Genomic DNA, 24379 nt, shown 5'->3' on the forward strand with positions numbered 1-24379 from the left:
TTTTTGAGATGGCCAAGGTACTGGTCGTGACGTCAGGCAAGGGGGGCGTCGGTAAGACGACGACGACCGCCGCACTGGGGGCTGCGCTCGCGCAACGCGGCGAAAAGGTCGTGGTCGTCGATTTCGACGTCGGCTTGCGCAACCTCGACCTCGTGATGGGCGCCGAACGCCGCGTCGTGTTCGACCTCATCAACGTGGTGCAGGGTGTCGCAAAGCTGCCGCAGGCGCTGATCAAGGACAAGCGGCTGGAGAACCTCTGGCTGCTGCCGGCCTCGCAAACCCGCGACAAGGACGCGCTGACCGAAGAGGGAGTGGGCAAGGTCATCGACGATCTGCGCAGCCGTTTCGACTGGGTGATCTGCGACAGCCCGGCCGGCATCGAGCGCGGCGCCTCCATGGCGATGCGCTTTGCCGACGAAGCCGTGATCGTCACCAATCCCGAAGTCTCCTCGGTGCGCGATTCTGATCGCATCATCGGCATGCTCGATTCCAAGACGGTGCGGGCCGAGAAGGGCGAGCGGGTCGAGAAGCACATTCTCATCACCCGCTATGATCCCTCGCGCGCCGCGCGCGGCGAGATGCTGACTATCGAGGACATTCTCGAAATTCTTGCAACACCCTTGCTCGGCATCATCCCGGAGAGCCAGGACGTGCTGCGCGCCTCCAATGTCGGTACGCCCGTGACGCTCTCGAACGCGGAAGGCGCCCCGGCGCGGGCCTATATCGACGCGGCGCGGCGGCTGTGCGGCGACACCGTGCCGATGCAGGTGCCGACCGAGCGCAAGGGATTCATGGACCGCCTGCTGCGACGGAGGGCCGCATGAGCATGGGTCTGCTTCGGCTTCTCCGCGGCAACAAGGCCTCTGCACCCGTCGCGCGCGAACGGTTGCAGATCCTGCTTGCCCATGAACGCGGACTGCGCGGCCAGCCCGATCTGCTCGGTGTGCTGCGTGAGGAAATTCTCGCGGTCGTCTCCAGGCACGTCACGCTGGACCCGACCAAGGTCATCGTCCGGCTCGATCGCGGCGACGAGGTCTCGACCCTCGAGGTCGATATCGAGGTGCCCAACGATTTCGAGCGCAGGCGCGCGGCGGCCGGATAGGGATTTCGGCCGCGACGCTTCAAATTGGGGTGGGTGAAAAGGCGGTCCGCTGGGCATAGCGGGCCGCCTTTTGCGCGCGGACGGGAACGCTGCGGAACGAGGTCCGGGGCTCAATCGTTGTGAACAAGCCGCGGCGGCGCGATGCACCGCGGTTTCGTCAAACGGGAGAACGCCCATGATGACCGAGGTCCAGGTCCACACCGTCGCGCGCCAGATGCTGGAACAGCATGGTTTTGCGGCGATCGCGAAGGCCGCCGAACAGGCCAGGGCTTGCGAGGGCCGCGGCGAGGCCGATGAGGCTAAGGAGTGGCGTCACATCGCCGACGCGATGAAGATCATCCGCGGTCCGCACCAGAGCTGACACCCTCGCGCGTCAAGGTTCCCCGCGTTCAATGCTCCCCGCGATCCGCGCCCTGCGGTGATGTGCGATGCTGCGTCTGCGGCTGCGAGCGCTCGCCGGTCTCCTTGCAGGGGAGCGGCTCCCACGAGCCGTCCGGCGCCTGCTGATAGGCGCTACACGATGACGACGAGGTCGATTTGTCCTCGCCCTTCTGGGTATCGGAATTCTTCGCCAGCACGGGCGCAGTCGGCGTCATGGCGACGGCAAACGCCACGGCAAGAAGGACATGGTTGATCCGCATGGGGCTCCCCTGTTCGAATTCGAAGAGAGCCGCATGCTGGCGAGGATTGTGACGATTATTGGCCGAAGCGAAAGTTCCGGCGCGGCGTGCTTAACGCCGCGCGATCACGCTAGCCGCCCTTGCTGCGGATCAGGCCGGCGAGGTTGGTCTTCTGGGCCTCGCACCAGCTGGGCATGCCGAGGCGGCGTTGGTTGAGGTCGGTCGCCTGGGTGGCCACCGCGACCTCGGCCATCAGATCGTCGTCCTGCTTCTCGCCCAATTTGCCGCCGGTGTGCATCCAGGCGATCGCCTTGCGGACCTTCTCGGTGGTGCCTTCGGGCAGCTGCATCTGCTCCGCCTTCTGCACCAGATCCTGGTAGACGACATCGGTGCCGGGACATTCGACCTTGGCGGCGAACGCTTGCAAAACCAACGTGACATAGGTCGAACGTGGATGGTCGGCCGCTTGGGCCGGCGCCGCCAGCAGCAACAGGGCCGTCATCAGAAAACCAGTGCGCATCCTTGGTACCTCCCCGAATTTTCGGGAAGGCTAACGGCTGGCGCGCCGCTCCGCAATGGGGATAGCGTGCGGCCGCGAAGACGGCCGGCGAGCTAGCGCCGCCAGGCCGGCACCGGATCAAGCGGCGTGCGATAGACCTCTTTGTGATCGCGGTCGGTGACGCGCACAGCGCAACCCTTGCTTTGCAGCTCGGGCTTCACCTGCGACAGCTCGGTGGCCAGCTGAACGGCGCGATCGGAGGCGACCTCGATGTCTTCGAGGATGATACCGCCCTGGTTCTTGAACTCTTCACCAACCACGAGATCGAAGGAATAGTAAGGCATCCGAATTCCCCGGTATGACGAATTGAGCTTCGGGTCGACGTTTCAACACATGACCGATGGTACCACTGAGTCGATGTTTATCGAATGAACGGCGCGCGCAATCTCTGTGCTTATGGCGCAGAAATGATGTGCAAGATTCAAGCGTGTTAAGATTTTATTAAAGATGTCGGCGTGATCATGAGGCATGGAATTGCAGCAGAACCGGGCTCCGGGAACCGGCAGCTGCAAGAGAAGGCCGCCGGCATAGATCCCGACGGCCTTTTCTCTTGATGCAAAAACGATCGAAGCATCGCTTCCCGTAGTCATCCGGACTCAACGCATCACACCGACTCGGACAGCGTTCCTGGCGCGACGCGTCGTGTCCTCGCGTGAGATGGTTCAGCGCAGCGGCATTGGCGGGCGCACGACAGGTCCGTCGTCGTCGGCAACGGCTTGCGTCGTCATGGCAGCTGGCGGTGGGGCTGCGGCAGCCTGCGAGGCCGGCGGCGGCGGCGCGAGCGGCGCGGGCGAATAAGCCGGCATGTAAGTATGCGAGACGACCGGCTTCGGTATGCGAACCGGCGGCGGCGCAGGTCGCGGCGGTAGCGCGGACATTTGCGCGCGCGGATCGACGCGCGGCTTCGCATCGGCCACCGGCTTCGGCGCCGGCGGCTTCGCCATCTCGCGTGCCATCTGCTCCTGCCCGGCCTTCAACTCGGCGATGTTGGCCTTGAGCTGCTCGATCTGTTGCGCCATCGCGATGAGATCGCGCGTCATCGACTGCACCGATTGTACAGGATCGGGTTGTGTTGCCGTGGGCACTGCTGCTGCAACCTGGGTTGCAGGCGGAGCCGCAGATTGATCGACCGCTTGATCCGTGGCGGCTTGACCCGTTGCGGCCTGGTCCGCAGGCGGCGCAGCCTGTGCGGCGGCGAGCGGTGCCGTCTCCGAGGTCGAAGGCAGTAGCGACGCCAATGCCGGCGTCCATTCGGCGAGCATCTGTCTTGCGGTGTCGCCATGTTTCTCCCAGGCGACAGTGGCGGCCGCGCTTCCGCCCGCAAACAGCATCGTGACGAACGCGCCGCGCAGCCATTTGCCGGCCGAGGAGCGCTTCTGCCGGCTGAGGCCATCACCGGGCGCGACGCGCACGGCGGTGTCGACCGAGGGCGCTGCCGCCTGCGGCTCCGCGATGGGACTGAACTTCGGCTCCGGATTCATCCTGGACTTCAGCGCGAACGCCGGATCTATTTTGGGGTCCGGACGGGCCGTGATCTCAGGCGCAAGCGCGGGCGCGACGCTGAGACGGCGCGAGGCCAGCACAATGTCAGGCGAAATCTGCACCGCGTCGTGCGGGTCGTTGTTCGTGACCGTGTCCTTCACGATCTCATCGACGATTTGCCGAGAGTTCAGCGTCGCGAGCATCGCAGCTCCTTTGAAGCCCGGGTGTTTTGAAGCCCGGGTGTTGAGTAGTTGAAGTGTTGGCCGTCCGCATTCGCGCGAGCAGATCCGTGAGGTGAGCCCATCCAATTCCCGAGGCCCAAGCACATGACGCACGAGTCCAGCCGGGTTTGACCAAAGCAAGGCGAGGGGATGGAGACTGTGCGACGCTCTTGCGCCGTTTGTGGTGATGGAACCCGCCTCAGAAAACACGCGCAATTGTTCCGCCATGCCTTGTTTTCAGCACGATTTTGGCAGCATCTGGGGTCGCTGGGGGTGCTGCTATCGCTATCGGGGCCGGCGGTGCCAAGATCCTTATTCGTTCTATTCGTCCTTGCCATGCTTCCGTTGGGCGGCTGCATGCAGACGACGCTTTCGCCATCGACGGACGCAAGCATGACGCCGCGCGACCGGCAGTTACTCGCTCATACGCCGTACGCGCAGGCGAACGTGCCCGAGCAATATCTTCGTCATATCGTCGATTACCCGCGCAAGGAGCAGCCGGGCACGATCCTGGTCGATACCGATGCGCGCTACCTCTACTTCGTGCTGCCCGAAGGCAAGGCGATCCGCTACGGTGTCGCGGTCGGCGAGGAAGCCATGGCGTTCTCCGGGGTCGCGCGGGTCGGTCGCCTTGCGGAATGGCCGGACTGGGTTCCGACGGCGGACATCCAGGCGCGGCTCGGACCCTATCCGGCGCGTGTGCCCGGTGGTCCCGCGAATCCGCTGGGTGCTCGCGGCATCTATCTCTATGCCGGCAACAAGGACACGCTCTACCGCATCCACGGCACCAACCAGCCGGAATATATCGGGCAGGCGATCTCGTCGGGATGCATCCGGATGCGCAACGAGGACGTGATCGATCTCTATGACCGGGTGAAGCTCAATTCAACGGTCGTGGTGCTGCCGCCCGGACAGAACGCGCAAGTCGAGGCGCGACCCAGCTGGCGCGGGTGAGGTCGCCCTAGTTCTCGGGACGGGCGATGCGCCATTGCAGCGTCGTGGCATTGCCGTTGGCCTCGCCCGGCGCCTTGTCGGCCGGCGAGGTGTAGAGCGGACGATAGCGATATGCCCACATCTTGCTGCCGTCGTTGCGGTTGATCACGGTGAAGTCGCCGATCGCCTTGGCATCGGCCGTTGCGGAGAGCGGAATCCAGCTCTCGACGCATTTGCCGTTGCAGTTCGACGTCTTGCCGGTGGTATCGCGCTCGTAATAGTAGAGCGTCATGCCGTTGAGGTCGACGAGCGTGGGGCCTTGCTTGGTCAGGATGACCTTCGCCGGTGAGGTCGCGGGCTTCGGCGGAGGAGGGGCATCGCCGCCGCCATGGCCGTTCGCGAGTGCCGGAGCGGTCGAGAGCGCGATGGCCGCCGCCGCAATGAGGAACCTGAACATCCGAAACTCCAGACCGGCAAAGTTAATCGCGCGTTAAACGCCGAATGCGGCCGACCGTAACAGGCGAAGGTTAGTTCCTGGTTTCGCGACACTGCGACAATTACCGGTAGAATTACGGGGGTTATGCCTGCGCCTCGCGCAGCGGGGCGCGGCTGAGCTCGTTGCCGGCGGCGATGGCCTTGTGCAGAAGGCGCATCAGCTCCTCACTTTCTTTCGCGCTGAGGCCGCGCAGCATGATGCGTTGCGCGGATTCCACGGCCGGCGTGATCTTGCGCAACGTGCGGCGGCCTTCGTCGGTGATCTCGAGCTCGCGGGCACGCCGGTCGCGGCGCGAGGCGCGGCGCTCCGCGAGCCCCTTTTGCACGAGGCGGTCGATCACGCCGGTGATGGTGGTGCGGTCGTAGGCAATCAATCCTGCGAGGGTCACCTGGTCGAGCCCAGGATTAGCCTTGATGGTCGCGAGCGCGGCGTATTGCACCGGCGTAAGGTCGAACCCGGCATCCCCGACTTCGGCCAGAAACACCGCGACCGCAATCTGCTGGAATCGGCGCGCCAGATGTCCGGGCATGTCGTTGTTGTCTCTCACCGAATTTCTCCGTTGGGGCAGGTCCGCCGGGTCGTTGACAAGTATACTGATAGTCAGCATACTGAGCAATATCCAAACAGAGCGTATCCGGGAGAGGTGCTCATGCAATTCCATCTCAATGGATTTCAGCCGGGCGACCCTGAGATCGCCGATCCCGCCGCGCGCATTCAGGGTTCGGGCGCAACGGGGGGCGTGCCTGACGAGGTCGATGTCCTCATCGTCGGCTGTGGCCCTGCGGGCCTGACGCTCGCGGCCCAGCTTGCCCAGTTTGCCGACATCAAGACCTGCATCGTCGAGCAGAAGCCGGGCCGCCTGCTGGTCGGGCAGGCCGACGGCATCGCATGCCGCACCATGGAGATGTTCCACGCCTTCGGATTCAGTGAGCGCGTCCTGAAGGAAGCCTGCTGGGTGAACGAGACGACATTCTGGAAGCCGGACGAGCGGGCGCCGGAACATATCGTCCGCAGCGGCCGGGTGCAGGACGTCGAGGACGGTTTGTCGGAATTCCCGCACGTCATTCTCAACCAGGCGCGCATCCATGACGGCTTTCTCGACGTCATGCGCAAGGCGCCGGCGAGGCTCGAGCCCCATTACAGCCGGCGCCTGCTCGACCTTCGGGTCGATCCGGCCGCGGGTCCCTCCGACCATGCCGTGACGGCGCGGCTCGAACGGGTCGATGCCGAGAACGAGGGCAAGGTCGAGACGATCAAGGCGCGCTACGTCGTCGGCTGCGACGGCGCTCGCAGCATGGTGCGCAGATCGATCGGCCGCGAGTTGCTTGGCGATTCCGCCAATCATGCCTGGGGCGTGATGGACGTGCTGGCGGTGACCGATTTTCCGGACATCCGCTTCAAGGCCCTGATCCAGTCGGCGAAGGACGGCAGCCTGCTGATCATTCCGCGCGAGGGCGGCTACATGGTCCGCCTCTATGTCGAGCTCGCCAAGCTCGACATCGGCGAGCGCGTCGCCAATCGCAACATCACCGCGGATGACGTGATCGCGAAAGCGCAGCGGATCCTGAAGCCGCATACGCTCGATGTGAAGGAGATCGCGTGGTGGTCGGTCTACGAGATCGGCCAGCGCCTGACCGACAAGTTCGACGACGTGCCGGAGACCGATATCGCCACGCGTCTGCCGCGGATCTTCATCGCCGGCGATGCCTGCCACACCCACAGCCCGAAGGCGGGGCAGGGCATGAACGTCTCGATGCAGGACGCCTTCAATCTCGGCTGGAAGCTCGCTGCCGTTTTGCGCAAGCAGTCTGCGCCGAGCCTGCTGCATTCCTATTCGGAGGAGCGCCAGGCGGTTGCGAAAGAGCTGATCGATTTCGATCGCGAATGGGCGGGGATTCTTGCGTCCGCGGCCAAGACCGGCGGCGCCGACGCCGCCAGGATGCAGGACTATTTCGTGAAGCACGGCCGCTACACCGCGGGCACGGCGACGCATTACCGCCCGTCGGTTCTGACCGGAGCGACCTCCCATCAGCATCTCGCGCAAGGTTTCGTCATCGGGACGCGCTTTCATTCCGCACCGGTGATCCGGCTTGCGGATGCCAAGCCGGTGCATCTCGGGCACGCCGCGCCGGCGGATGGCCGCTTCCGCATCTACGCTTTCTCCGGCGCTGATGATCCGGCAGCCGCCGGCTCGGCCATTCGCGCCTTGTGCAATTTCCTCTCCGAGGCGCGGGAGTCGCCGGTCCGGCGTTACACGCCCGCGGCCGCCGACATCGACAGCGTGATCGACCTGCGGGCGGTGTTCCAGCAGGATCATCGCGAGCTCGCGGTCGAGGCGATGCCCGCGCTGCTGCTTCCGCGCAAGGGCCGGTACGGCCTGATCGACTACGAGAAGATGTTCTGTCCGGACCTCAAGAATGGTCAGGACGTTTTCACCATGCGCGGCATCGACCGTAGGGCGGGCTGCATGGTCGTAGTGCGGCCGGATCAGTATGTCGCGACCGTGCTGCCGCTCGATGATTTTGCTGCGCTTGCTGCGTACTTCGACGCCTTCATGCTGCAAGTGAACTGACGAGTGAGGTCGCCGGCGCACCCGCAGGCTCTCTCTCCGTGCGGTGTCGATGAACGGCGAATGAATATTGAACCGCGCGCGGTATACGTCTCGATCTTTTGACGAATGAGATCTTCGCACGCGGAACGCCCGCTGTGCCTGCGCGTTCCGACTCGAAAGAGGAGGACTACGCCATGAAATTCCGAAGCGTGTTGTTAGCCGCATTGCTGCTCGCCCCGACGGCCGCGTTGGCCGCACCGGGCATGGTCACCGTCTCGACCGGCCTGCGCGCCGGGCCGGGTCCGGGCTTCCCGCTGGTCGATCGCATCCCCGAGGGCGCCCGCGTCGACATCCATGGTTGCCTGCGCGGCAATGCCTGGTGCGACGTGAGCTTCTCGGATGACCGCGGCTGGGTGTCGTCGCAATATCTCGAATATCTCTACCGCAATCACTACGTCTATCTCCCCGACTATGTTGACGAGATCGACGTGCCGATCGTCCCCTTCGTGCTGACCTCGTACTGGTCGAGCTATTATCAGGGGCGGCCCTGGTATCGGCGGCATGCCCACTGGAATAGCTACTGGACTTCGCACCAGCGCGACGCGATGCGGATGACGATCGATCCGCGCGCGGCTCGCATCGGCCGCGCGGCAACGCGCGATGCGGCGGTCGCACTCGGGCGCAACGGTGCCAATGCCAAGGTAAATGCGAAGGAAAGTGTTAAGGGCGCGGCCGCGGTCTCCGGCCGTGATACCATGACTTCACGACACGACGCCGCGATCGCCAGGCACGAGACTGCGGTGACGACGGACCGGAGCCGTGCGGGACGAGCTGACCGCATCGCGCATGAGCGGACCAATCTTCAGGGCCGCAATCCGCGCGATGCACAGGCCCGCATCATGCACGAGCAGGCCGCACACCGCGCGGGTGTGCCTGCGCAACCGATGGCGCGCGCACACGAAGCGCCGCGTGTATCAGCCGCGCCCGCAAGCCGGCCCGCGATGCCGCATATGGCCCAGCCCAATGTGAGCCGCGGCTCGCCGATGAATGCTCATGCCCAGATGCCGGCGCCGCGCGCGGCTGCGCCTGCGATGCCTCATGGCGCTGGTGGCGGCGCACCTCACATCAACGCCGCGCCGCACGGCGGCGGTGCGCCGGCCGGCGGTCCCGGTGGCGGCCACCAAAAGCACTAAATTTACCAACGAAAGCCCGGCCCTCGCGCCGGGCTTTCTGCTCGGGGCGGACCGGGTTCCGTGCGCGTACAATTTAAGAAGCTTCTTCGCGGACAGATTTCATCGATCGTAATATGTCTACTCAAAGCTGTAAGCATTCCACTCGGGGCAGCGGGGCACGGGAGGATGACGACGATGAGACAGAACCAGGCGGAGACGCGCCGCCATAATGTCGCGAAGCGGTCGATGACCAAGGAAGCCAAGCAGCTGTCCGGGCTGATTGCCGGATTGCGCCAATCTCTCGAGGTGATTCACAAGGAGCGATCGAGCACCAAACTCTCCGGCGCCGAGATGGGCCTTCTCGACGAACGCCGCAACAATCTGTTGCTGACCATCGCAGCCCTCGACGACCGCCTCTCGGCGGTGCAGGGGCTGATCGATCTTGGCCGCCCCCACATCATTCGCGTCCACTGATCGGAGCGCAGACCTGTGCTATCGGCTTCGTCGCGGCGGCGACGGAACCGGGCTCAGCTGCCGGCTCTGCGCGGCATAGGGATTGGCGTAGCACTGGGCGGACTGCCCGGACGCGGTCGCGGCGCACTGCGCCATTGTCGCAAAGCTACAATCGATGCTGCGGCCGTCGATCGTGTAGATCTCGATGCAGACGGGATGACGCGGATCGTAGGTCTGCGCAGCTGTCGGCGCTGCGCGGGGCAGGCCCGCACCAAACAAGCCCGCGAGAAGCAGAATCGCATTCATGATGCGGCGCACGATCGATCTCCCTCGCTCAGCCGGAACAAAGCACAATGCTGCCGCGGATGGCACCAAATTGCCACGCTCCCGGCGAATTGCCGCCAAAGCCCGCTGCCACGACGAGAGCGGGTGCAGGGCAACGCAAGGGGATGCGCATTGGCCTACAAGATGGTCGCAGAACGCGACAACGAGAAGTGCAGTTTTGCCCGCGAGAGCCGTTTGCTCATCGTCGCGAAGGCGAAGGTTTGGGCGAGCGAGGGGTGGAAGGTCGTCATCACCGACCAGGACGGCAAGGCCTACGCGCCGCCCGAATTCGATCAGCTATTGGCGGCCTGACCGCAAGACGGGCAGGGACGACATTGATTTCGCACATTCGATCGGGGCGCGGCGTGACCGCGCGCCTGATGAGTCTTCCAACTATGACTCTTGCAGCCGCCGCCGTCCTGACGGCGACAATTGCCGCCGCGCAAAATCTCGATGCCGGCAAGTCGCCGCAAAAGCTCTTCGCCGATGGATGCGCGACCTGCCATCGCAGCCCGCGCGGCCTCGCCAAAGGGCGCTTCAACCTGACGCTGTCCTGGTTCCTGAAGGACCATTACGCAACCAGTTCGGCCACAGCCAAGGCACTTGCCGCCTATCTGGAATCGGTCGACACGGCGCCGCCTGGAGCTGCGGCCAAGCCTGGCGCGAAGCGATCCAGGCGGCGTGCTCCCACGCCGTCGCAAAGCCAGTAGGTGTGAGCCGGCTGCCCGAGAGGGCGTCGCCAAGCCGAGGCCTTGCCGGCATCAATGCACCGTGGCCGCCGAGAACAGGTTGATGACCACGACTCCGGACACGATCAGCGCGATGCCGACGAAGGCCGCAGCGTCGAGCATCTGGCGAAACAGCACGAAGGAGACCGTTGCAGTCAGGATGATGCCGACCCCGCCCCAGATCGCATAGGCGATGCTCAGGGGGATGATCCGGATCGCGACCGACAGCGCGTAGAACGAGGCGACATAGAACAGCACCATCGCCAGTGTCGGCCACAGCCGCGTGAACTGCGCGGATTGCTGGAGGAAGGCAGACGCCGTGACCTCCAGGACGATAGCGAGGGCAAGCGCTGCGTAGGCATTGAAGGCCGAAGTCATCACGGGCTCGGGCGTGTTGCGCAAAGAAAGATACCGCGCGGTACGGGGAATATGACGTTTGCCCGGGTCCAGCTATCACGTGTCAGTGACGAGCCTGCGACACGGCGGAGCGCAGCACGAAACCGCCGCGCGATGGTTCGCGCGGCGGCCCATTGGTGGTGGCGTTAGTTGATCCGCACGGAGAGTTCGACATCCTCGGCAAAGGCCGTGGACATGTAGCCGCTTCCGGGCCTGAGCATGCGCGCCAGATAGTCGGGACTGTCGTCCGCGTTGTCGGCGACGATGATCGCGCCCGGTCGGAGATGGCCTTCGACCAGATCCAGGATATCGGGATAGAGCGCCTTGGCGCCGTCGAGCAGCACGAGATCGATCGTGTCGGGCAGGTCGACTTGAAGCGTCTTCAGCGCGTCGCCTTCGCGGATTTCGACGAGATCCAGCAGCCCGCCGGCCGCGAGGTTCTCGCGCGCCCGGGCCGCCTTGGACGGTTCGAATTCGGTGGTGATGAGGCGGCCGCCGCCATTGTCGCGCAAGCCCGCGGCAAGGTGCAGGGTCGAGACGCCGAACGAGGTGCCGAACTCGACGATCGCTTTAGCGCGGGAGCTGCGTGCGAGCATGTAAAGCAGGTGACCGGTCTCGCGGGAGACTGCGAGCGGTGCGTCCTTCAGCCGCCCGTAGAGGTCGCGGTAAGCGGTCTTGCTCCGCATCATCCGTGCGCGTTCGGCGTCGGTCACATCGGCGAACGCGGCTCGCATCGCGCCGCGCGCCGCTTCGTCCTGGTCGAACAGACGATCGAGCAGTGGTGCAAGTGATATGATGGTAGGGGTGGTCATGTGTAGTCTCCAGATGTCGTCGCGAGGCGCGTGCTTGCGTGAGAATTGAAATACGACTAATTCGTCGCATTCGCTATTCGCATTGTCCGAGGGCGCCATGGCCGATCGCCGAAGCCGTTCAGTTTCCTCACGTAAACAGCCGCAGCAGGCCCGCTCGAACGAGCTGGTGGCGGCCATTCTGCACGCGGCTGTTCAGGTCCTTGCCAAGGAGGGGGCGCAGCGTTTCACGACGGCGCGGGTGGCCGAACGGGCCGGGGTGAGCGTCGGGTCGCTCTATCAATATTTTCCGAACAAGGCGGCGATCCTGTTCCGCCTCCAGAGCGACGAGTGGCGGCGCACGAGCGAGCTCCTGCGCGGCATCCTGGCGGACCGGGCGAAACCGCCACTGGTGCGGCTGCGAGCGCTGGTCCACGCCTTCATTCGTTCCGAGTGCGAGGAGGCTGCGATCCGCACGGCGCTCAGCGACGCCGCGCCGCTCTATCGCGATGCGCCCGAAGCACACGACGCGCGGGCCGCCGGTAACGGCATCGTCGCGGCCTTCATGCGGGAGGCCCTGCCCAACGCGCCGGATGCGACGCGGGAGCTTGCCGGCGAGCTGATCAAGACGACGCTGAGCGAGGTTGGCAAGCAGTTCTCGGAGACACCGCGCAACGAGGCGGAGATCGCGCATCATGCCGACGCAATGGCCGACATGTTCTGCGCCTATATCGATGAGCTGGCGCGGCGGCGAGATCATTCCCGACATCCGCGTTTGCGGGCCAATATCGCTTCTGACTTGACCGGATCATGAGTTAGCCTCGGTTTGTCCTCCAGCCAGTCGACGAGCGCCCCGCCATGCATGTCCTCCGCCCCCAATTCCGCATCGAGGAGCAGCAAGCGCTGGAATTCGCAACCCAGCGCGGCTTCGGCATGATCGTCGCGGCGGATGAGCGCGGGCCGCGCGCTTCGCATGTGCCCTTCGTGCTGGAGCAACGCGAGGGGCGCACGATCGTGCAAATCCATTTCACCGCCGGGAATCCGCTCGTTCCGCTCGCTGATGGCGCGCGGCGCTTTCTGCTGATCGTTGCCGGCGACGACGCCTACATTTCCAACGACTGGTATTCTTCGCGCGACAACGTCTCGACCTGGCTCTACGAGGCCGTGCACCTCTCGGGCGTGGCGCATCGGCGCGGGCTCGAGGAGAACCGCAGGCACGGCGATGCGCTACTCGCGGTCGCCGAAGCGCGGCTGCCGAAGACGCCATGGGACCTGGCGCAGATGGAGCCAGACAAGCGCGAGACCATGTTGGCCGCCATTCGCGTCATCGATCTCGTAGTGGATACCGTCGAGGGGCAGACAAAGCTCAACCAGCAGAAGAGCGATGCGGACCACGTCGCGGTCGCCGGCCGGCTGGCACGGTCGGAGGAGAGCGGGCATCGGCGGCTGGCGCGGAAGATGCAAGTGCTGCGGCCGGGGCTTGGGTACCACGGTTCGTGATCCGGGCTACTCTTGCGCGCTCCGGCATTTGACCCTACGGACCTCTTTCATGCTCGTCATCTCCATTCAAAGCCAGGTGGTCCACGGTCACGTCGGCAACAGCGCCGCCGCCTATGCCATCCAGGCGGAAGGGGTGAATGTCGCGGCGGTGCCGACAACGCTGCTGTCGAACCATCCGCGTTATCCGAGCCTGCGCGGGCGGGTGCTGGAGACAGAGCTTGTTTCAGATTTGCTCAGAGGCGTCGAGGAGCGCGATCTCGTCGACGAGGCCGCGATCCTCGTCACCGGCTATCTCGGTTCGTCCGGCAATGCCGCTGTCGTCGCCGATTTCGTCGAGCGGGCGCTGACCCGCAATTCGAAGCTGGTCTATCTCTGCGACCCCGTGATCGGCGATGACGGCCGGGTCTACGTCGCCGACGGCATCCTGGACGTGGTCCGGCACCGGCTGCTGCCGGTCGCCAATCTGACCACGCCGAACCAGTTCGAACTCGGGCTGCTCGCAGGCCTCGACATCGCGGATGTGCAGGGTCTGCGCGCGGCGTGCGCGGTGCTGGCCGGGACCGGCCGCATCGACGTGGTCGCCACCGGTTGCACGCTCACTGATACGGCGGAAGGGCAGGTGGAAACGATTCTGTGCGCCGACGGTCAGTTGTCGCGCTTTGCGACGCTGCGCCTGCCGATCCGCCCCTCAGGCACCGGCGATCTCCTCACCGGCATGATTGCGGCGCATCTGGCCAAGGGCACAGCGATCGAGGCGGCGGTACGGCTCGCAGTCGAAACCATCTTTGCAGTGCTGGTGCGCACGCAGGAAGCAGGCACCGCGGAGATGCGGCTCGTGCCGCTGCCGACGCCGGGACGGTAGACCGTCATGCTCAGGTCGCGCGCTTCGCGGCCGATTGCGCTGATTTCTGCGGCTTCGCCGGGACCCTCTGCTCGCGCGTCGCTTGTGCCTTCGCCTTTGGCGGCTTTGCGCTTGCCACGGCCCGCGCCTTCCTCGGCTTGACGCTGGCTTCCTTGCGGTCCGACGTGCCTCGGCGCGAGACGTATTCCGTACCGTCGACCGGGCCGACATGCGGGGGATCGCGGCCGAGATAGGGTCGGCCGATGCCGAGCGCCTTGCCATTGGCATCGACCCACTTCCACAGCACCTCGGTCGAGACCCAGCGCTGCGCGCGGTTGTCGCCCTTGGTGCTGACGATGTCGGCCGCCATGCCGTGGCCGTAGCCGCCGCGCGTGCTGCCGCCGTGATAGGAGCGGTCGGAGGCGGCTTTCAGGCCGCTCGCGATCGACTGGCGATAGTCGTCGCGGAACGCGCTGGTGATGCCCGGCGAAAGCCCGGCAGCCTCAGCCGCGAGCAACGTACGAAACAGCTTTTTCTTGAAACTCTTGTCCATGCCGCCGATGACGTAGTCCATCATCGACATGCCGGCGCGGTCGGCCGCCTTCGGATCCTTCCAGCCAAAGTCCTCGTCGACCAGTTTCGTGAAGCTGCGCATCACGGTTACCATCTTGCCCTTGCGCTTGACGGTGACGGCGCGGCGATCCTCGACCTTGACCGAGTCTTCCTTGGGCGTGCGCTGGTAGAGCGCCCAGAGATAGCGGTCGATGCAGGCTTCCATGACGTAGCATTCGTCGAGTACCGCGGTCGTATCCGCAGACGGCGAAGCCTTGCTCGCGGCAGGCGCGGGGCCGGTCGCGATCGTCGCGGGCGACAGCGCGTCCGTCGTCACGATCTCAGTGGGATCGGCGGATGCGAGCTTGATCACGGGCTCCGGCGCCGGAGCCGGAGCAACCTCGCTGGCGACTGGTGCTGGGTCAGGCGAAATCTGCGGCGCGAGCGGCGCCTCGGTCGGCAAGATCAGCACTGGGTCGGCCGAGGCGAGCTTGATGGCCAGAGCTGGGGCCTCGGGCGCTGCCACTTCGGTGGTTACGATCGAGGGTGTCGCAGCGACGGCGGCCGCGATATCGGCGGTCAGGGCGACGCCGTCCTCGATGGCCGCAGCGTGCGGGATGTCGGCGAGGTCGAGCCGGCCAAGATCCTTGGCGCGCGAGACGGCAGAAGCATTGGCGCCGCTGTTCTCGATGAGGGCAGGAGCATACGCGGACAAAGAAAGCGCCAGCCAGCCGGCGAGAACCGCCGAGGGGCAGGAGACCGCCACCAGAAGAGACCGCCGATCATTCATGATCCCTGCCTCCAAACGGTTCTGTTGAACCTCGTCTTCTCCGAATAGTCTGACCAGACAGTCTTGGCCAAACAGTCTTGCACGAAAAGGCACGCCGCGCGTCGATTGTTCGGAGGACGGTGTGGCGGCGCAATGGCGCAATTCGGCAAAAGCGGGCTTTTCGACCAGGTGTTGCGCGGGGGCAACGCGGGTTCCATCGCGGTTCCACCGGCGCTTGCGCGCGGGCGGTGTGCAAAATTCGATAAGGGCGAATATTCTGGCACGGGTCGCCGTAGGGGTGTTTCACCCACACGTTGCGCAACCTTGTCACGGTCGGCGCGTTAGGCGCCCATGACGCACTCCTCGCTTCGTCCGATGGACGCCTTCGATCCCAGCGAGCCCGCCATCCTGCACGACCAGCTCTCCGATACGATCATCACTTGGACCGCTGAGCAGGCCGACGATTTCAGGCGGGCCAGCCGAACGGGCGATGACGGAACCGTGATCTGGAAGGACTACGTTTTCGACGGCTGGGGCCATGTGCTCGGCGGCTGAGTCCCCGCCCACGCGCATTAAACATCTTGCCATGCACCCGGCGCGTTGTTGCGTTGCAACAACGGATGTCGCAATGCAGCAAAACGCGCTTAAATGTGCTCCGAATCTTCCACTGAAGGAGCATCACCCATGAACAAGAAGACTCTGTCGATCGCCGCCGCCATCCTGACGATCGCGGGCAACACCGCGGCTTTCGCCGCTGAGCTGCCGACTTATGAGGCCAACGGCTTTCCGGTTTCCCCGATGCAGGTGCGCGTGCTCGGTGCCGCGCATGTCGAGCAGCAGGCCTCGGCGCCCACCAACGTTGCTTCGGTTCACCAAGCTCGCGTTCTGTCGCCGCGCAAGGTGAAGACCGCTGATGTGACAACGGGCAGCGCCCGCTGATCTGGGGCCCACAAGCCAACATCAAGCCAACGCAGGTTCTTTTTCCGAGCCTGCCTGGACCGCGTTCCCTTCGGGAGCGCGGTCTTTTTTTTGCGCGGCGAGTCATGATCACGTGTCACTTGTGTACGGCCGTTCAAAGCGAGTGTGATCTCTTTAATAGTTGCTTTGCAGATCGCGGCGCTTGATGCGGTCGCTGCTTATTGAGCAGCCAAGAATCATTTTCATAATGGAGTAGTCATGCCCATTGCACAGAAAGCCGTTGTTGCAAGCGTCTCGCCGCGCGCGTTCATTCTTAGGCATCTCGCCTTGTTCGCAGCCGCCGCGATGTTCGTGTTCGTTCTGAGCCTGACATATGGGCTCGATCTCAGCCCCGGATTTTTCTAGCCAGATCTGCAACTGCATGGGTTGAGCCTCGTCGCTGGCTGACATAAGCCTTGCTGATGGATCAGCGGACGAGCGGCGCCGACGCTCTCACTCAAAAGAACGATGCGGCGCCGGCGCTTGTCGGCGTGCTCTGCGGCCTCGCCGCGGCGGTGTTCTGGGCGCTCGGCTTTGCCGGCACGCGGCACGGGCTCAAGGTCGGCTTCACGCCGGTCGATCTGCTCGTGCATCGCTATGTCTGGTCCGGCTTCGCGTTCCTGCCGCTGGTGATACGCGGCGGGATCTCCGATCTCTGCGGCATCGGCTGGGGCAGGGGCCTTGTGCTGATGGTGCTCGGCGGCCCCGTGATGTCGCTGATCTCCTACACTGGTTTTCTGTTCGTGCCGCTCGGCCATGGCAGCGTGATCCAGCCCTCCTGCGCGACGCTCGGCGGCCTGCTGCTCGCGGCCTTGTTCCTGAAGGAGCACGTCTCCGCGTCGCGCATCGCCGGCGCTGTCGTCATCGTCGGCGGACTCGGCGTGATCGGCGCGGAATCAATCGGCCATATCGGCGTCGACGGCGTGCTCGGCGATCTGACCTTCGTGCTGACCGGATTGATGTTCGCAGGTTTCGGCGCGCTGCTGCGCCACTGGCGTGTCTCGGCCGTGTCGGCTGCGCTCGTTATCAACGTGCTGTCGCTGCTGCTGCTGCCGATCTACCTCATGACCGGCGGACTCGCGCGGATCGCGGCGATCGGTATCGGTGAGAACGCCATCCAGGCGCTGGCGCAGGGCGTGCTCGCGGGCCCGGCTGCGCTTTATCTGTTCGCCGTCTCGGTGCAGCGCCTCGGCGTCGCCCGCGCCGCCGTCGTCCCCGCCTGCGTGCCGGCGCTAACGGTGCTCACCGGCTGGCTCCTGCTCGGCGAGCCGCCGACACTATTGCAGACGGCGGGATTGGTCACGGTACTGTGCGGATTCTATCTGGCGCAGAGGCAGCGATAGATCGCAGCCTCCAAAACGGCGCTTACCATTCGATGGTGGTGAACTTGACGCCGCGGCAGGTCAGCTCCCGCCCGAGCCGCTCGGCGCGCTCGCTGGCGGATTTTCCGAGCAGCCGATACCTGCCGCCGAGCGCCTTGTCGGCGGCAACCTGATGCCGGATGTTTTCGTACAATCGCAAGACGGCCTGATCGCTCAGATTGTCGAACATGTCATCGGTGGGGTTCGGCCCGGTCGCGTCGCTTGTTGGCGGTTCTCGCAGAGCGGCCTCCCAAAATTGTCGTGCGGATGCTGAGTGATCGGTACCGGCCCGGCGCAGCAGCGTATGTCCACTTTTGAACAGGACGTGCGGCTGGCGGGATCGTAAGGCGGGTTATTTTCGCGTAGCGGCCGCTGAACCTGACGACGGCGTCGCGGGCTCCCATGGCGCGGGCAGAACGACGCGAATGGGTCGCGCATCGCCCGCAGGACCGCTCGTGCCGGCGGCGGCCGAGGACGGCTGGTCGTGCAGATCGCTGGCCGCGGCAACCGCGATCGAAGCCAAAACGAGACTCGCCGAGATCGCGATGATCCGCAAATCGAAAACCATTTCCGCCATCCTCTGTTGACACAGAGAACGGCCGAACTCGCGAAAAGTTCAGGCCGACGCATCGCTTCTTCGTCCCGATGCGTCGTTGGCGGTCGCCTGGCGTTCGCGGCCCTTACGCCTTCCTCACGAACTCCGATTTCAAATTCATCGCGCCGATGCCGTCGATCTTGCAGGCGATGTTGTGGCCGTCGGTCGCGTCCTGCAGGCGGATGTTGCGGACCTTGGTGCCGCCCTTGACGACGGAGGAGGAGCCCTTGACCTTGAGATCCTTCATCACGATGACGCTGTCGCCATCAGTGAGCGCATTGCCGTTGGCATCGCGCACGCCGGTCTCTTGCGCGGCGTCCGCGGCGGCCTCCGCCGTGCCGCTCCATTCGTGGCCGCATTCCGGGCAGACCCAGAGGCCGCGATCCTGATAGGCGTGCTCGGAGCTGCAGGTCGGACATTTCATCGCGTCGGTCATTATTCGCCTCGTCGCCCGTCACGGGCGCGCCGCACGCTTTCCGCCGGAAAAAGATGGATTGGGAGCAAATCCTTTACCATGGCTTTCAGTCCTGGCGGAACCCTTGGAAACTTAGGAGTTCAGGAAAAACTCTGAGGTATCGAGGTCCGGAATTTGTAGCTGCGTCGGTTCGACGTCGCGGCGGAAGGAGTGTTCTGGTCATGAGCGAGCATCGCGCCGCAGTCAGACATCACACGCTGCGCACCGGCATTGTCGAGTTCGACAACGGCACCGGCAAGATCATCAGCGCGCCCTGCACCATCCGCGATGTCTCCGGCACCGGCGCACGCCTCGGCCTCAACGCCTCGCTCTGGGTCGCCGAGCAGTTCACGCTGGTCTTCAGCAGCGGACTGCGCAAGGACTGCCGGGTTGCCTGGCGCAAGGGCAGGCTGATCGGCAGCGCGTTCGCGGACGGTTATGCGAGCGCGGACGAGCAGGCCGTCATGATGACCGCGGACGAGCAGTCCCGACACCGGCTGGGGATAGGTGCGCGCCTCAGGGCTGCGCGCGAAAAACGCGGCTACACGCAAAGCCAGCTCGCCGAGCTTATCGGCGCCACGCCTGCCTTCGTCTCTCTGGCCGAGGAGGGCCTGGCGGACATTCCGCTGTATCAGCTGATGCACATCGCCGATCTGCTGATGGTCGGCCTCGACGGGCTCGTCGCGGGGCCGGCGCCCGAGGATGTCGACGCGGCGTAGTCAGCACCCCGTCAAAATAAAAACGTCGAAAACAACCCCATGCACAGTAGAAATCCCGAGGGATTTCAGTGTGTTGGAAATCCGAAAAAGCGTTGGTATTGGGCCGTAGCCCGGATGGAGCGAAGCGCAATCCGGGAATCGCGCCGCGGGCACCGTCCGGGCTACGGCCTCGCCTCGACTTCGGCGATACCGAATCGAATTTGACTCGTCGGGCAAAACAGGGGCAGTATGGCAAGATGGCGCCGCTGGAAGCTGGTGGCTCGCCAGCTGCGGAGCGACATGCCAAAGAAAGCAAAACCAAAAAGAAAACTGAAGACCTACCAGACCTCGCTCGGCTTCTACGACCAGGCGATCGCCGCGCCCTCGATGAAGGCGGCGCTGGACGCCTGGGGCGCCAGGTCCAATCTGTTTCATCAGGGTGCTGCGAAAGAGACCGACGACCCCGACATCGTCGCGGCGACGATGGAGAAGCCGGGCGTGGTGCTCAGGCGTCCGGTCGGATCGGACGGGGCGTTCACCGAGCATTCCGAGTTGCCGACCGATCTCGCTGACGACGGGGCCAAGCCCAAACGCAAAGCGAAGTCCAAACCGAAAAAGAGTCCTTCAAAGGCTACAAAGCAGCCAGCCCGCAAGGTCGACGCTCAACAGGCGCGCAAGGCCGCCGCAGCATTCGAGAAGGAAGAGAAGCGGCGGGAAGCCGAGCGCCGCAAGGAAGAGGCCGCCCGCGCCAAGGAGCGCGCGCGCCGCGACAAGGCGGTCGCGAGCGCGCAGGCGGCGCTGGACGAGGCGAGGCGGCAGCACGAATCGCGGGCGGAGGCGATCGAATCTGAGCGCGCCGCGCTCGATCAACGCGCCGAGGCGGAGGCGACGCGTTGGGACAAGCAGCGGATGAAGCTGGCGGAGGCTGTGCGTCGCGCGCGGGAGTAGGGCTTAGCCGCGTGCTTCGAGGCAGGCGCGGACCTTGTCCGCCTGCGCGCGCGGCACGGCATGGGCGCGCCACTGCTCGCGCGTGGCGCCCGCTGCGGTCAGGCACCGGCCGATGTTGCGATCGTAAGCGTCCTGGGACATGCGCTCGCGCTTAGCCTGGCAGGCAGCGTTGCCGCCACACTCGTAAACGGGGGCAGCCTTGGCCATCGAGATACCCAGGGACAAAAACGCCACGACCAAAGATGCCATCAGCTTGTACATATATCCCCCAGAGGCCGGAATCGATTTGCTTCAATCGCAGACGTTTAGCGTGTTGGATCGCTATTTGCAATCCAGGCGAGAGCGGAGGCGATCAAAGCGCAGCACGCTGCGCTGGAGAGCGCGCGGAAGCGGAGCAGAGCCGGTGGGACAAGCAGTGGATGAAGCTGACGGAGGCGGTGCAGCCAGCATCGGTCGTTCCGGCAAAGCTTGATCGCAAATTCGCTTGCCTTGCCTGGCGTCCTTTTGCACTCTGGCGGCAAGGAGACAAACGCATGAAGATCATGACTGTCGCGTGTGCGCTCGGAACCGCCTTGGTGCTGTGTAATCTCGGGGTATCGGATGCCGAAGCCCGGGCGCGGAAGGCCCGCGTGGTGGATGAACAACGGTTGAGGGTGGATGTCCCGGTGCTCAGGCCGACGCCGTGGGATTACAATATCGTTCCGCGCTATCGTTATCGCCCTGAAGACGACCGGGTCGACCCCTACGGCCCGCCTTTGGTGTCGTCGTATGTCCGCTATGAGGGCTGGCGCTGGCCGTACTGGTGGTGAAGGCCAGCGACGGAGGTGGAATTGATGACGGCCTGCATCGCGACGCTAACGTTTGCGTGGCGATGAAGGTTGCTCCAGTTGAGGGTCATCCATGTATTCCTCCGCCAAGGCTCCATCCAGCACGGCGCGAAATTGTCCTGACCGATAGAACTGGCGAGCTTTGGCTGTCTTCAATCGCTTCAGGAGATGCATTGTATCCTCCAGGACGCTGGAGACCATCACCTCCTCGCAAACCCAGATTGCCGGAACCGGCTCGAAATCGTCGGTCCTCCTGCATTGAAATGGGGATGTGAGCTGACTGGCCGTATCGATCAATCCGTCGCACGATTTTGACCGGGGAGCCGATTGGCATTGCCGCAACTGCTGGACGAGAACCGGGCAAAGCTGTCTTGCGGGACACTCGCCGTCGCGGTCCCAGGTTCGATCGGAAAACGATACTTTCAATCCGGCGAGTGATTGCGTTGCTCGGATTTCGATGTGACCCGGAACATTCCGAGGAGAGAAAAACCAGTTGAAGAAACATTGAGGGTTGCCTTGAGCGACCGAAAGATGGGCGGTCTTCGCGGTCCAGGGGACAAGCCAGGCGGCAGGCTGCCGAAACGGAAAGAACGGATTTTCGGGTGTCCAGATGATATCGAGGTCGGTCGGCTCGCTCAGTCCCGCAAGCTGAATGCGCTTGTAGAGATGTCCGTCCATTGGAAAGAAAAGGCTGTCCTGGCTCGGCGTCGTCCTGCTGCGATCCGGCTCGGGCATATATGGTTGCTCGATCGGACAGTCCGGGACCTGGACCAGGTCGGTCCCCCGCATCAGGGCTGGGCCGCTCGCGCCTGACACGGCAGTGCACACGAGCAGGACCGCACCCAGGAGGGATCGAAGCGTCCTCACTCCGGGGACGCACTTGAGAAAGTGAGACGATGCCATCCAGCGTCAGTATCGCCCAGAGATTGCGGAATCCATAAGGGCGTTCTTCGAATTGAAGAGGCTGTAGCGGCGCTAACCGCCATCCTCCGCCGCAAGCCGCACAAACTGCCGCTTCATCGCGTTGACCCTGGCGACGTAGCTCGCGACGAGGTGATCGCCGCAGCGCTCGTCGGCGATCATCTGGAACTTGCGGCGCGCGTAGGCCGTGGCGGGGCCAGCGCCGCAGAGATGGATGAAGGCGGCGAGATCCTGCCTCTCGCGCGCACTCGCCTTCACATCGCCCGCGCGGGCGAGAACATCAGCGACATTGCGGTCGAGATACACCGATGCCAGCTCGATGGCGTGGCTCGGGATTGCGCGAACATAGAGGAAGGTCGAACCGCAGCCGGCTTCCGTGACCGCATTGCCGCGAACGCAGAACCGGGCGGCGTCGGCGTAGGCCCCGTCCAGCATCTGGAACAGGCCGACGGCGCTGGAGGCGGGCCGGTAGATCGCGAGCGGATTGAAATTCCATCGCCAGCGCCAGTAGGTGCGCGCGAGCGGATTGCCCGATGTCTCGACCTGCGCCAGCGCGGCCAGCAATTCGGGCGTGATCGTCGCGGTGGCATGCTTGCGGAACAGCGGCCCGTATTGCCGCCAGGTCTCCGATGGCTCCTTGTCGAGCGCGTGGCCGACAAGGACGAACAGCTCGGTCGGCTTGCGCATGGTTTGATAGGCGATATTCACGAGCACGACGACCGCAAGCAGCATCGCCATGCCGCCCGCGATCCGAACCATCCGCGGTGCGCGCGCGAAAGTCTTTCGCATCCATCGCGCGCTACGCCGGAGCTTGCGAAGGCGAGAGAGGAGGGGCTTGCTTCGTCCTGGCATCGGTCTTGTGGGAGTGCATCGCGGAGGCTTTGTACCTGGTTAACGCTGTCACCAGGCCTTGAAATCCGGCTTCTTTTTCCTCCGGTCGCGTCTTTCAAGTCGCCGCTCCGTACTCCCACGGCAGCTCCAATCCTTGATGGAAATAACCCGAGGTTGTACTGTGCGCCGCAACAGGGTTAATTTTGTGTGAATGGATCGGCTGGAATGACCGTGATCGAAAGCGTGGTGTCGGCGGAAGCTGCGGAGCGGAAAATGCCGCCGGGCGTGCTGGTCGAAGGGCCGGTGGTCGAGGCCAAGTTTCGCGATTCCTACATCTCGTTCGTCATCATGATCGGCGGTTCGATCGCGGCGCTGGTCTGGGCCTTCTGGCAAGGCATCGGCTGGGTGGAGGTTTCGGTCTTCGCCGGCACGTTCGCGTTGTCCACGGTCGGGATCGGCTTCATGCATCGCTATTTCGTGCACCGCAGCTTCCGCTGCGGTCCGGTGATGCGGACGCTGTTCGCCGCCATCGCCACCATGGCGGTGCAGGGCTCGATCCTGAAATGGGTGAGCAATCATCGCCGGCATCATCTCCACTCCGACAAGCCCGGCGACGTCCACAGCCCTTACTATGACGGCGACGGCAACCCCTATGTCACCTTCGCCAAGGGGATGATGCATGCGCAAGGCGGCTGGGTGTGGGACCAGGCCACCACCGATGCCGGATACTACGCCAAGGATATCCTGGCCGACCCGATCGCCATGTTCTTCACCAGGACACGCTGGTACTGGTACGCGCTCTCGGCGGTGATCATTCCGGGCGCGATCGGCTACGCCTTCGGCGGCGTGCACACGATGACCGGCTGCATCCTGTTCTCCGGCCTGTTCCGCAGCTACCTCATGACCATGGCGACATCGCTGGTCAACTCGGTCTGCCACAGCGACGGCCGCTACGGCTATCGCCGCTTCGATCTCGACGACGGCACCACCAACGAGTTCGTGACCACGATCCTCACCTTCGGTGAAGGCCTGCACAACAACCATCACCGGTTTCCCCGCGACGCCTACATTTCGCACGCCTGGTACGAGATCGACATCAACGGCCTGATCATTCTGGGGCTGGGGAAACTCGGGCTGGTGCACGACATCTTTGCGGCGGGAAGCAGGACTGCTCGCGCTGGAGAGCCAGACGGCGGAAAACGTCCAGTGGCAGACACGGAAGCGATGGTCTGACTCCCGTAGAATGGGTCAAGCGGAAGCGAAACCCATCACTCGCCGTCATCGTACGATGGGGTTCGCA

36 protein-coding genes are annotated in these 24379 nt (G+C 64.3%); 19 read left to right on the plus strand and 17 right to left on the minus strand.

Annotated features, from left to right (window positions below; genetic code table 11):
• Positions 1-8: 8 nt before the first annotated feature.
• From minD to AC0L3S_RS02565, 3 genes are all read left to right on the plus strand, one after another.
• On the plus strand, positions 9-824 hold the full coding sequence (gene minD, locus AC0L3S_RS02555) for a septum site-determining protein MinD (protein ID WP_007591740.1): 816 nt from the start codon (positions 9-11) through the stop codon (positions 822-824).
• Positions 821-1102 (plus strand): cell division topological specificity factor MinE, encoded by a 282-nt coding sequence (gene minE / locus AC0L3S_RS02560; protein WP_007609560.1) that lies wholly within the window; start codon positions 821-823, stop codon positions 1100-1102. The genes minD and minE overlap by 4 nt, the downstream gene beginning before the upstream one ends.
• 175 nt (positions 1103-1277) lie before the next feature.
• Positions 1278-1463, plus strand: coding sequence for a hypothetical protein (locus tag AC0L3S_RS02565; protein WP_018454544.1), 186 nt, complete (start codon positions 1278-1280; stop codon positions 1461-1463).
• Between the two features lie 28 nt (positions 1464-1491).
• Here the strand turns inward: AC0L3S_RS02565 and AC0L3S_RS02570 are convergent, their stop codons facing one another.
• From AC0L3S_RS02570 to AC0L3S_RS02585, 4 genes are all read right to left on the minus strand, one after another.
• A complete protein-coding gene (locus AC0L3S_RS02570; protein ID WP_473277989.1) occupies positions 1492-1743 on the minus strand; it encodes a hypothetical protein in 252 nt (83 codons plus the stop codon).
• A 109-nt stretch (positions 1744-1852) separates the two neighbouring features.
• A complete protein-coding gene (locus AC0L3S_RS02575) occupies positions 1853-2242 on the minus strand; it encodes a hypothetical protein (protein WP_027517634.1) in 390 nt (129 codons plus the stop codon).
• Positions 2243-2334: 92 nt separating this feature from the next.
• On the minus strand, positions 2335-2565 hold the full coding sequence (locus AC0L3S_RS02580; protein ID WP_007591727.1) for a DUF6894 family protein: 231 nt from the start codon (positions 2563-2565) through the stop codon (positions 2335-2337).
• Positions 2566-2943: 378 nt separating this feature from the next.
• On the minus strand, positions 2944-3966 hold the full coding sequence (locus AC0L3S_RS02585) for a hypothetical protein (protein ID WP_473277990.1): 1023 nt from the start codon (positions 3964-3966) through the stop codon (positions 2944-2946).
• Between the two features lie 354 nt (positions 3967-4320).
• On the opposite strand from AC0L3S_RS02585, the gene AC0L3S_RS02590 reads away from it, so the two are divergent.
• Positions 4321-4938 (plus strand): L,D-transpeptidase, encoded by a 618-nt coding sequence (locus AC0L3S_RS02590; protein WP_473277991.1) that lies wholly within the window; start codon positions 4321-4323, stop codon positions 4936-4938.
• Between the two features lie 7 nt (positions 4939-4945).
• Here AC0L3S_RS02590 and AC0L3S_RS02595 read toward each other — a convergent pair whose 3' ends face one another.
• Together AC0L3S_RS02595 and AC0L3S_RS02600 are read right to left on the minus strand one after the other, a co-directional pair.
• Complete coding sequence (locus AC0L3S_RS02595) at positions 4946-5374, minus strand: COG4315 family predicted lipoprotein (protein WP_473257025.1); 429 nt, start codon at positions 5372-5374, stop codon at positions 4946-4948.
• Positions 5375-5495: 121 nt separating this feature from the next.
• Entirely contained in the window at positions 5496-5960 is a 465-nt protein-coding gene (locus AC0L3S_RS02600) for a MarR family winged helix-turn-helix transcriptional regulator (protein WP_473277992.1), read from the minus strand.
• A 102-nt stretch (positions 5961-6062) separates the two neighbouring features.
• On the opposite strand from AC0L3S_RS02600, the gene AC0L3S_RS02605 reads away from it, so the two are divergent.
• From AC0L3S_RS02605 to AC0L3S_RS02615, 3 genes are all read left to right on the plus strand, one after another.
• The gene (locus tag AC0L3S_RS02605; protein ID WP_473277993.1) at positions 6063-7985 is read left to right on the plus strand and encodes an FAD-binding monooxygenase; all 1923 of its coding nucleotides are present in this window, start codon (positions 6063-6065) and stop codon (positions 7983-7985) included.
• A 173-nt stretch (positions 7986-8158) separates the two neighbouring features.
• Positions 8159-9157 carry an SH3 domain-containing protein gene (locus AC0L3S_RS02610; RefSeq protein WP_473277994.1) on the plus strand — a complete coding sequence of 333 codons (999 nt, stop codon included), beginning with the start codon at positions 8159-8161 and terminating at the stop codon, positions 9155-9157.
• A 174-nt stretch (positions 9158-9331) separates the two neighbouring features.
• Complete coding sequence (locus tag AC0L3S_RS02615) at positions 9332-9610, plus strand: hypothetical protein (RefSeq protein ID WP_027517641.1); 279 nt, start codon at positions 9332-9334, stop codon at positions 9608-9610.
• A gap of 18 nt (positions 9611-9628) precedes the next feature.
• Here the strand turns inward: AC0L3S_RS02615 and AC0L3S_RS02620 are convergent, their stop codons facing one another.
• Positions 9629-9907, minus strand: coding sequence for a DUF3551 domain-containing protein (locus tag AC0L3S_RS02620; protein ID WP_473257021.1), 279 nt, complete (start codon positions 9905-9907; stop codon positions 9629-9631).
• Between the two features lie 111 nt (positions 9908-10018).
• On the opposite strand from AC0L3S_RS02620, the gene AC0L3S_RS02625 reads away from it, so the two are divergent.
• Together AC0L3S_RS02625 and AC0L3S_RS02630 are read left to right on the plus strand one after the other, a co-directional pair.
• Positions 10019-10225, plus strand: coding sequence for a hypothetical protein (locus AC0L3S_RS02625; RefSeq protein WP_473277995.1), 207 nt, complete (start codon positions 10019-10021; stop codon positions 10223-10225).
• An 83-nt stretch (positions 10226-10308) separates the two neighbouring features.
• Positions 10309-10623 carry a hypothetical protein gene (locus tag AC0L3S_RS02630; RefSeq protein WP_473277996.1) on the plus strand — a complete coding sequence of 105 codons (315 nt, stop codon included), beginning with the start codon at positions 10309-10311 and terminating at the stop codon, positions 10621-10623.
• A gap of 51 nt (positions 10624-10674) precedes the next feature.
• Here AC0L3S_RS02630 and AC0L3S_RS02635 read toward each other — a convergent pair whose 3' ends face one another.
• Both AC0L3S_RS02635 and AC0L3S_RS02640 read right to left on the minus strand, forming a co-directional pair.
• The gene (locus tag AC0L3S_RS02635; protein WP_473277997.1) at positions 10675-11019 is read right to left on the minus strand and encodes a DMT family transporter; all 345 of its coding nucleotides are present in this window, start codon (positions 11017-11019) and stop codon (positions 10675-10677) included.
• A gap of 164 nt (positions 11020-11183) precedes the next feature.
• Positions 11184-11849, minus strand: coding sequence for an O-methyltransferase (locus tag AC0L3S_RS02640; protein WP_473277998.1), 666 nt, complete (start codon positions 11847-11849; stop codon positions 11184-11186).
• A 97-nt stretch (positions 11850-11946) separates the two neighbouring features.
• Between AC0L3S_RS02640 and AC0L3S_RS02645 the strand changes: the two genes are divergently transcribed.
• Genes AC0L3S_RS02645 through pdxY form a run of 3 tightly spaced genes read left to right on the plus strand, consistent with a single transcriptional unit; the run spans position 11947 to position 14187 of the window.
• Positions 11947-12639 carry a TetR/AcrR family transcriptional regulator gene (locus AC0L3S_RS02645; RefSeq protein WP_473257017.1) on the plus strand — a complete coding sequence of 231 codons (693 nt, stop codon included), beginning with the start codon at positions 11947-11949 and terminating at the stop codon, positions 12637-12639.
• A 44-nt stretch (positions 12640-12683) separates the two neighbouring features.
• On the plus strand, positions 12684-13325 hold the full coding sequence (locus tag AC0L3S_RS02650; RefSeq protein ID WP_473277999.1) for an FMN-binding negative transcriptional regulator: 642 nt from the start codon (positions 12684-12686) through the stop codon (positions 13323-13325).
• A gap of 49 nt (positions 13326-13374) precedes the next feature.
• Positions 13375-14187, plus strand: coding sequence for a pyridoxal kinase (gene pdxY / locus AC0L3S_RS02655; protein WP_473278000.1), 813 nt, complete (start codon positions 13375-13377; stop codon positions 14185-14187).
• A gap of 10 nt (positions 14188-14197) precedes the next feature.
• On the opposite strand, the gene AC0L3S_RS02660 is transcribed toward pdxY, so the two are convergent.
• Positions 14198-15508 carry a M15 family metallopeptidase domain-containing protein gene (locus AC0L3S_RS02660; protein ID WP_473278001.1) on the minus strand — a complete coding sequence of 437 codons (1311 nt, stop codon included), beginning with the start codon at positions 15506-15508 and terminating at the stop codon, positions 14198-14200.
• A 330-nt stretch (positions 15509-15838) separates the two neighbouring features.
• On the opposite strand from AC0L3S_RS02660, the gene AC0L3S_RS02665 reads away from it, so the two are divergent.
• Positions 15839-16042, plus strand: coding sequence for a hypothetical protein (locus tag AC0L3S_RS02665; RefSeq protein WP_473257013.1), 204 nt, complete (start codon positions 15839-15841; stop codon positions 16040-16042).
• A gap of 129 nt (positions 16043-16171) precedes the next feature.
• On the plus strand, positions 16172-16426 hold the full coding sequence (locus AC0L3S_RS02670; protein WP_473278002.1) for a hypothetical protein: 255 nt from the start codon (positions 16172-16174) through the stop codon (positions 16424-16426).
• Between the two features lie 153 nt (positions 16427-16579).
• On the opposite strand, the gene AC0L3S_RS02675 is transcribed toward AC0L3S_RS02670, so the two are convergent.
• Positions 16580-16828 carry a hypothetical protein gene (locus AC0L3S_RS02675; RefSeq protein ID WP_473278138.1) on the minus strand — a complete coding sequence of 83 codons (249 nt, stop codon included), beginning with the start codon at positions 16826-16828 and terminating at the stop codon, positions 16580-16582.
• Between the two features lie 38 nt (positions 16829-16866).
• Here AC0L3S_RS02675 and AC0L3S_RS02680 point away from each other — a divergent pair, with 38 nt between their 5' ends.
• The gene (locus AC0L3S_RS02680) at positions 16867-17787 is read left to right on the plus strand and encodes a DMT family transporter (protein WP_473278003.1); all 921 of its coding nucleotides are present in this window, start codon (positions 16867-16869) and stop codon (positions 17785-17787) included.
• 22 nt (positions 17788-17809) lie between these two features.
• Here the strand turns inward: AC0L3S_RS02680 and AC0L3S_RS02685 are convergent, their stop codons facing one another.
• The 3 genes from AC0L3S_RS02685 to AC0L3S_RS02695 all read right to left on the minus strand — a co-directional run bounded on the left by AC0L3S_RS02685 (position 17810) and on the right by AC0L3S_RS02695 (position 18836).
• Positions 17810-17995, minus strand: a complete 186-nt coding sequence (locus AC0L3S_RS02685) for a hypothetical protein (protein WP_473257010.1) — start codon at positions 17993-17995, stop codon at positions 17810-17812.
• Between the two features lie 162 nt (positions 17996-18157).
• Positions 18158-18373, minus strand: a complete 216-nt coding sequence (locus AC0L3S_RS02690) for a hypothetical protein (RefSeq protein WP_473278004.1) — start codon at positions 18371-18373, stop codon at positions 18158-18160.
• Between the two features lie 112 nt (positions 18374-18485).
• Positions 18486-18836 carry a zinc ribbon domain-containing protein YjdM gene (locus AC0L3S_RS02695; protein WP_473278005.1) on the minus strand — a complete coding sequence of 117 codons (351 nt, stop codon included), beginning with the start codon at positions 18834-18836 and terminating at the stop codon, positions 18486-18488.
• Between the two features lie 200 nt (positions 18837-19036).
• On the opposite strand from AC0L3S_RS02695, the gene AC0L3S_RS02700 reads away from it, so the two are divergent.
• Both AC0L3S_RS02700 and AC0L3S_RS02705 read left to right on the plus strand, forming a co-directional pair.
• Positions 19037-19573: a helix-turn-helix domain-containing protein gene (locus AC0L3S_RS02700; RefSeq protein WP_473278006.1), complete on the plus strand. Its 537-nt coding sequence runs from the start codon at positions 19037-19039 to the stop codon at positions 19571-19573.
• A 279-nt stretch (positions 19574-19852) separates the two neighbouring features.
• Entirely contained in the window at positions 19853-20500 is a 648-nt protein-coding gene (locus AC0L3S_RS02705; protein ID WP_473278007.1) for a cell envelope biogenesis protein TolA, read from the plus strand.
• Between the two features lie 3 nt (positions 20501-20503).
• On the opposite strand, the gene AC0L3S_RS02710 is transcribed toward AC0L3S_RS02705, so the two are convergent.
• The gene (locus tag AC0L3S_RS02710; RefSeq protein WP_473257006.1) at positions 20504-20749 is read right to left on the minus strand and encodes a hypothetical protein; all 246 of its coding nucleotides are present in this window, start codon (positions 20747-20749) and stop codon (positions 20504-20506) included.
• Positions 20750-20919: 170 nt separating this feature from the next.
• Here AC0L3S_RS02710 and AC0L3S_RS02715 point away from each other — a divergent pair, with 170 nt between their 5' ends.
• Positions 20920-21309: a hypothetical protein gene (locus AC0L3S_RS02715; RefSeq protein ID WP_473278008.1), complete on the plus strand. Its 390-nt coding sequence runs from the start codon at positions 20920-20922 to the stop codon at positions 21307-21309.
• A 45-nt stretch (positions 21310-21354) separates the two neighbouring features.
• Here the strand turns inward: AC0L3S_RS02715 and AC0L3S_RS02720 are convergent, their stop codons facing one another.
• Together AC0L3S_RS02720 and AC0L3S_RS02725 are read right to left on the minus strand one after the other, a co-directional pair.
• The gene (locus tag AC0L3S_RS02720) at positions 21355-22062 is read right to left on the minus strand and encodes a hypothetical protein (protein WP_473278009.1); all 708 of its coding nucleotides are present in this window, start codon (positions 22060-22062) and stop codon (positions 21355-21357) included.
• 240 nt (positions 22063-22302) lie between these two features.
• Complete coding sequence (locus AC0L3S_RS02725) at positions 22303-23037, minus strand: lytic transglycosylase domain-containing protein (RefSeq protein WP_473278010.1); 735 nt, start codon at positions 23035-23037, stop codon at positions 22303-22305.
• Positions 23038-23304: 267 nt separating this feature from the next.
• Here AC0L3S_RS02725 and AC0L3S_RS02730 point away from each other — a divergent pair, with 267 nt between their 5' ends.
• Entirely contained in the window at positions 23305-24312 is a 1008-nt protein-coding gene (locus tag AC0L3S_RS02730) for an acyl-CoA desaturase (RefSeq protein WP_473278011.1), read from the plus strand.
• Positions 24313-24379 lie beyond the last annotated feature (67 nt).

This window comes from Bradyrhizobium sp. Ken01 (assembly GCF_055807355.1).

What these genes read in the sequence shown, in the direction of transcription:
- minD (WP_007591740.1), top strand. Translation starts at nt 9, where the DNA reads ATGGCCAAGGTACTGGTCGTGACGTCAGGCAAGGGGGGCGTCGGTAAG.
- minE (WP_007609560.1), top strand. Translation starts at nt 821, where the DNA reads ATGAGCATGGGTCTGCTTCGGCTTCTCCGCGGCAACAAGGCCTCTGCA.
- AC0L3S_RS02565 (WP_018454544.1), top strand. Translation starts at nt 1,278, where the DNA reads ATGATGACCGAGGTCCAGGTCCACACCGTCGCGCGCCAGATGCTGGAA.
- AC0L3S_RS02570 (WP_473277989.1), bottom strand. Translation starts at nt 1,743, where the DNA reads ATGCGGATCAACCATGTCCTTCTTGCCGTGGCGTTTGCCGTCGCCATG.
- AC0L3S_RS02575 (WP_027517634.1), bottom strand. Translation starts at nt 2,242, where the DNA reads ATGCGCACTGGTTTTCTGATGACGGCCCTGTTGCTGCTGGCGGCGCCG.
- AC0L3S_RS02580 (WP_007591727.1), bottom strand. Translation starts at nt 2,565, where the DNA reads ATGCCTTACTATTCCTTCGATCTCGTGGTTGGTGAAGAGTTCAAGAAC.
- AC0L3S_RS02585 (WP_473277990.1), bottom strand. Translation starts at nt 3,966, where the DNA reads ATGCTCGCGACGCTGAACTCTCGGCAAATCGTCGATGAGATCGTGAAG.
- AC0L3S_RS02590 (WP_473277991.1), top strand. Translation starts at nt 4,321, where the DNA reads ATGCTTCCGTTGGGCGGCTGCATGCAGACGACGCTTTCGCCATCGACG.
- AC0L3S_RS02595 (WP_473257025.1), bottom strand. Translation starts at nt 5,374, where the DNA reads ATGTTCAGGTTCCTCATTGCGGCGGCGGCCATCGCGCTCTCGACCGCT.
- AC0L3S_RS02605 (WP_473277993.1), top strand. Translation starts at nt 6,063, where the DNA reads ATGCAATTCCATCTCAATGGATTTCAGCCGGGCGACCCTGAGATCGCC.
- AC0L3S_RS02610 (WP_473277994.1), top strand. Translation starts at nt 8,159, where the DNA reads ATGAAATTCCGAAGCGTGTTGTTAGCCGCATTGCTGCTCGCCCCGACG.
- AC0L3S_RS02615 (WP_027517641.1), top strand. Translation starts at nt 9,332, where the DNA reads ATGAGACAGAACCAGGCGGAGACGCGCCGCCATAATGTCGCGAAGCGG.
- AC0L3S_RS02630 (WP_473277996.1), top strand. Translation starts at nt 10,309, where the DNA reads ATGACTCTTGCAGCCGCCGCCGTCCTGACGGCGACAATTGCCGCCGCG.
- AC0L3S_RS02635 (WP_473277997.1), bottom strand. Translation starts at nt 11,019, where the DNA reads ATGACTTCGGCCTTCAATGCCTACGCAGCGCTTGCCCTCGCTATCGTC.
- AC0L3S_RS02640 (WP_473277998.1), bottom strand. Translation starts at nt 11,849, where the DNA reads ATGACCACCCCTACCATCATATCACTTGCACCACTGCTCGATCGTCTG.
- AC0L3S_RS02645 (WP_473257017.1), top strand. Translation starts at nt 11,947, where the DNA reads ATGGCCGATCGCCGAAGCCGTTCAGTTTCCTCACGTAAACAGCCGCAG.
- AC0L3S_RS02650 (WP_473277999.1), top strand. Translation starts at nt 12,684, where the DNA reads ATGCATGTCCTCCGCCCCCAATTCCGCATCGAGGAGCAGCAAGCGCTG.
- pdxY (WP_473278000.1), top strand. Translation starts at nt 13,375, where the DNA reads ATGCTCGTCATCTCCATTCAAAGCCAGGTGGTCCACGGTCACGTCGGC.
- AC0L3S_RS02660 (WP_473278001.1), bottom strand. Translation starts at nt 15,508, where the DNA reads ATGAATGATCGGCGGTCTCTTCTGGTGGCGGTCTCCTGCCCCTCGGCG.
- AC0L3S_RS02665 (WP_473257013.1), top strand. Translation starts at nt 15,839, where the DNA reads ATGACGCACTCCTCGCTTCGTCCGATGGACGCCTTCGATCCCAGCGAG.
- AC0L3S_RS02670 (WP_473278002.1), top strand. Translation starts at nt 16,172, where the DNA reads ATGAACAAGAAGACTCTGTCGATCGCCGCCGCCATCCTGACGATCGCG.
- AC0L3S_RS02675 (WP_473278138.1), bottom strand. Translation starts at nt 16,828, where the DNA reads ATGCAGTTGCAGATCTGGCTAGAAAAATCCGGGGCTGAGATCGAGCCC.
- AC0L3S_RS02680 (WP_473278003.1), top strand. Translation starts at nt 16,867, where the DNA reads ATGGATCAGCGGACGAGCGGCGCCGACGCTCTCACTCAAAAGAACGAT.
- AC0L3S_RS02685 (WP_473257010.1), bottom strand. Translation starts at nt 17,995, where the DNA reads ATGTTCGACAATCTGAGCGATCAGGCCGTCTTGCGATTGTACGAAAAC.
- AC0L3S_RS02690 (WP_473278004.1), bottom strand. Translation starts at nt 18,373, where the DNA reads ATGGTTTTCGATTTGCGGATCATCGCGATCTCGGCGAGTCTCGTTTTG.
- AC0L3S_RS02695 (WP_473278005.1), bottom strand. Translation starts at nt 18,836, where the DNA reads ATGACCGACGCGATGAAATGTCCGACCTGCAGCTCCGAGCACGCCTAT.
- AC0L3S_RS02700 (WP_473278006.1), top strand. Translation starts at nt 19,037, where the DNA reads ATGAGCGAGCATCGCGCCGCAGTCAGACATCACACGCTGCGCACCGGC.
- AC0L3S_RS02705 (WP_473278007.1), top strand. Translation starts at nt 19,853, where the DNA reads ATGCCAAAGAAAGCAAAACCAAAAAGAAAACTGAAGACCTACCAGACC.
- AC0L3S_RS02710 (WP_473257006.1), bottom strand. Translation starts at nt 20,749, where the DNA reads ATGGCATCTTTGGTCGTGGCGTTTTTGTCCCTGGGTATCTCGATGGCC.
- AC0L3S_RS02715 (WP_473278008.1), top strand. Translation starts at nt 20,920, where the DNA reads ATGAAGCTGACGGAGGCGGTGCAGCCAGCATCGGTCGTTCCGGCAAAG.
- AC0L3S_RS02720 (WP_473278009.1), bottom strand. Translation starts at nt 22,062, where the DNA reads ATGCCCGAGCCGGATCGCAGCAGGACGACGCCGAGCCAGGACAGCCTT.
- AC0L3S_RS02725 (WP_473278010.1), bottom strand. Translation starts at nt 23,037, where the DNA reads ATGCGAAAGACTTTCGCGCGCGCACCGCGGATGGTTCGGATCGCGGGC.
- AC0L3S_RS02730 (WP_473278011.1), top strand. Translation starts at nt 23,305, where the DNA reads ATGACCGTGATCGAAAGCGTGGTGTCGGCGGAAGCTGCGGAGCGGAAA.